General features: G+C 72.9%; 3 protein-coding genes. 2 read left to right on the top strand and 1 reads right to left on the bottom strand.

The annotated features are described in order from the left end of the window. Positions 1-555 (top strand): DUF4190 domain-containing protein (locus K6I34_RS34150; protein ID WP_229331923.1); only part of this gene is annotated, 555 nt, incomplete at its 5' end. A 69-nt stretch (positions 556-624) separates the two neighbouring features. On the opposite strand, the gene K6I34_RS34145 is transcribed toward K6I34_RS34150, so the two are convergent. Further along, positions 625-1248 (bottom strand): NADAR family protein, encoded by a 624-nt coding sequence (locus K6I34_RS34145; protein WP_229331922.1) that lies wholly within the window; start codon positions 1246-1248, stop codon positions 625-627. A 214-nt stretch (positions 1249-1462) separates the two neighbouring features. Here K6I34_RS34145 and K6I34_RS34140 point away from each other — a divergent pair, with 214 nt between their 5' ends. Then, positions 1463-2977, top strand: a complete 1515-nt coding sequence (locus tag K6I34_RS34140; protein WP_229331921.1) for a gamma-aminobutyraldehyde dehydrogenase — start codon at positions 1463-1465, stop codon at positions 2975-2977. Positions 2978-3251 lie beyond the last annotated feature (274 nt).

The raw sequence follows: 3251 nt of genomic DNA, 5'->3' as shown, positions 1-3251 counted from the left end.
GGTCCGGGCACCCCGAGCGCGTACGCCGTCGGCTTCCAAGGGCAGCAGCCGCCGTACGGCGGGCTCCCGGGCGGGCCCGCCACCTACGGCCAGGCCCCGTACGGGCAGGGCGGGTTCGTGCCCGGCTCCTACGGCTATCCCGCCGGGGCCTATACGACCGGGGCTTATACGAACGGGGCCTATACGAACGGCTGGCCCCCGCACGCCCCGAACGGCCCCTCGGCGGGGAACGGCCTCGGCGTCGCGGCCCTGGTGCTGGGCATCGTCGGCACTGTGCTGTCCCCGACCGTCCTGCTGGGGGTGGTCCTCGGCATACTCGCGGTCGTCTTCGGCGGCATAGGCCGGTCGAAGGTGCGCAACGGCGAGGCGGACAACGGCGGACAGGCCCTCGCCGGGCTGATCCTCGGCGGCGTGGCGCTCGTGGTGAGCGGGCTGATGCTGACCCTCTACCTCAGCGTGGACACGAGCGACGGCGACACCACCCCGCAGGACGACCCCGGGTCGACCTACCGCGCGTCCCTGGTCGTGGACCGGCCGCTCACGGACCTCCGCTGACGCACCCTCCGGGCGGCACCTTCCGTGGTGCGGCCGGGTGAGGCTGGGAGCGGACAGAGCGGGTCGTCCTCAGGCCGCCGCTCGCGCCGCCAGCCGCGTGCGGGCCTCCGTCAGTGCGAAGCCCAGCAGATTCTCCCCGCGCCAGCGCGCCGGGTCCTGCGCCCGCTCGTCGTCGGCGGCCAGGCCTATGCCCCAGACCCGGTCGAGCGGGCTGGCCTCCACCAGCACCCGGTCGCCCGTACCGAGCAGGAACGCGCCCAGCTCCGGGTGCTGCCCGAACTTGTGGATGCTGCCCTCCACCACCAGGTCGAAGCGGTGCCGCCGCCAGAGCTCCTCGTCGAAGCCGCGCACGGTGCGCCCGGCGTCCTTCGCCTGCTTCGGGTGCCCGGCCGCGAGGGCGCGGGCCTCCGCCTCCGCGTCGCCGAACAGCCGTGCCTTGCACGCCATCATCCAGTGCTCCGCCGTGGCGTAGACCGTCCCGTCCACGGCGAACGGCGACGGCCACCACTGGCTGAAGCAGCTCGGCCCCACGCTGCCGTCCCGCCGCGGCCGGTGGCCCCAGAAGTGGACGTACTTCACCCGCTCGCCGCGGCCCACGACCGCCAGCAGCTCCTCGACCGTACGCGGCCCGCCGTCCGGTGCGACGGCCTGCGCCGCGCCGGAATTGCCGCCGTTCTCCCCGTTGATCGTCATGTCCGTCATTCTGGCAGCGACCACTGACAACGGATCCTGAATTTCCGCTCCCAGCTGTGGGGCGACATCTCTGCTCATCACTGAATCCGTCGCTCCGTCAAAAATTCGCTACGGAATCCCTTGTTGTCATGCCACCCCTCTGTCAGGATCGGCAACCAAATCCGGTTGGAGCTACGCCCGCCTCGGGTCCCCGCGGTGTGCGGAGGAGTGCGCGATGGATCAGCTGCACGACATCACGGAACGGTTCACCGACGGCGCGCAGTACATCGACGGGCGCCCGCGCGAGGGCGGCTCGGGCCGTCGGCAGGCCGTGGTGGACCCGGCCACCGGAGCCGAGCTCCTCTCCTACGGACTCGCCGGTCCCGCCGACGTGGACGAGGCCGTGGCCGCCGCCCGCCGCGCCTTTCCCGCGTGGGCCGGAGCCACCCCCGGCGAACGCGCGGGCGCGCTGCACCGGTTCGCCGACGTGCTCGCCGAGCAGGCCGACGACCTCGCCCGCGCCGAATCGGCACAGTGCGGCAAGCCGATCCGGCTGACCACCGGGTTCGACGTGCCCGGCACCGTCGACAACACCGCCTTCTTCGCGGGCGCCGCCCGCCACCTGGAGGGCAGGGCCGCCGGGGAGTACAGCGCCGACCACACCTCGTACGTCCGCCGCGAACCCGTCGGCGTCGTCGGCGGGATCGCCCCCTGGAACTACCCCCTCCAGATGGCCGCGTGGAAGGTGCTCCCCGCGCTCGCCGCGGGCAACACCGCCGTGCTCAAACCCGCCGAGATCACCCCACTGACCTCGCTGATGTTCGCCCGGGCGGCCACCGAGGCGGGCATCCCCGACGGCGTCCTCAACGTCGTCGCCGGCGCGGGCCGGGACGCGGGCGAGCACCTCGCCGGGCACCCGGACGTCGCCATGCTCTCCTTCACCGGCTCCACCGCCGTCGGCAAGCGGGTCGCCGGGATCGCCACCGCCACGGTCAAACGGCTCCACCTCGAACTCGGCGGCAAGGCACCCTTCGTCGTCTTCGACGACGCCGACCTGGAGGCCGCCGTCCACGGCGCCGTCGCCGGAGCGCTCATCAACAGCGGACAGGACTGCACCGCCGCCACCCGCGCCTACGTCCAGCGGCCGCTGTTCGACGCGTTCGTCGCGGGCGTGGCCGACCTGATGGCGGACGTGCGCCTCGGCGACCCCTTCGACCCCGGCACCGACCTCGGGCCGCTGATCTCGCACGCCCACCGCGACCGCGTCGCCGGGTTCGTCGACCGGGCACGCTCGTACGCGACCGTGGTCACCGGCGGCCACGCGCCCACCGGGGAACTGGCCAAAGGCGCGTACTACCTCCCCACACTCGTCACCGGCGCCGCCCAGGACAGCGAGATCGTCCAGGACGAGGTCTTCGGCCCCGTCCTCGTCGTGCTGCCCTTCGACAGCGACGACGAGGGCATCGCGTTCGCCAACGACACGCCGTACGGGCTCGCCGCGTCGGCCTGGAGCCGCGACGTCCACCGCGCGGGACGGGCCACGCGGGAGATCCAGGCCGGGTGCGTGTGGGTGAACGACCACATCCCGATCATCAGTGAGATGCCGCACGGGGGGTTTCGGGCGTCGGGGTACGGCAAGGACATGTCGATGTACTCGTTTGAGGAGTACACGCAGGTGAAGCATGTGATGTTCGACAACAGTGGGGTGGCCCTGAAGGGGTGGCACCGGACGGTGTTCCGTGGCCGGTGAGGTGTCCGTCGTGGGGGCTCCGCCTCTGGGCTCTGCCCCTGGACCCCGCCGCGTCCTGCGCGTGGGCCGGTACGCCTACCGGGGTGCCTCTTGCGCTCCGCGCGCGGCTGCGGGGTGCGTTGTGGCCGGTCGCGCAGTTCCCCGCGCCCCTTACGGGGCCCTACGGCCCCGCCTCCGCGCCCCTTACGGGGCGCTCCCGGTGCGCGGTGACATCGCACCGCCTCTTTGCAGCGACAATCTTCTGGTCCCCCGACGCGGACCACCAGCCCCAGCG

The organism is Streptomyces sp. UNOC14_S4, from assembly GCF_020740835.1.
In the GTDB taxonomy this organism is placed as follows: Bacteria; Actinomycetota; Actinomycetes; order Streptomycetales; family Streptomycetaceae; genus Streptomyces.
Note: the sequence above shows the minus strand (reverse complement) of the source record. Positions and strands in the feature narration are given on the sequence as shown.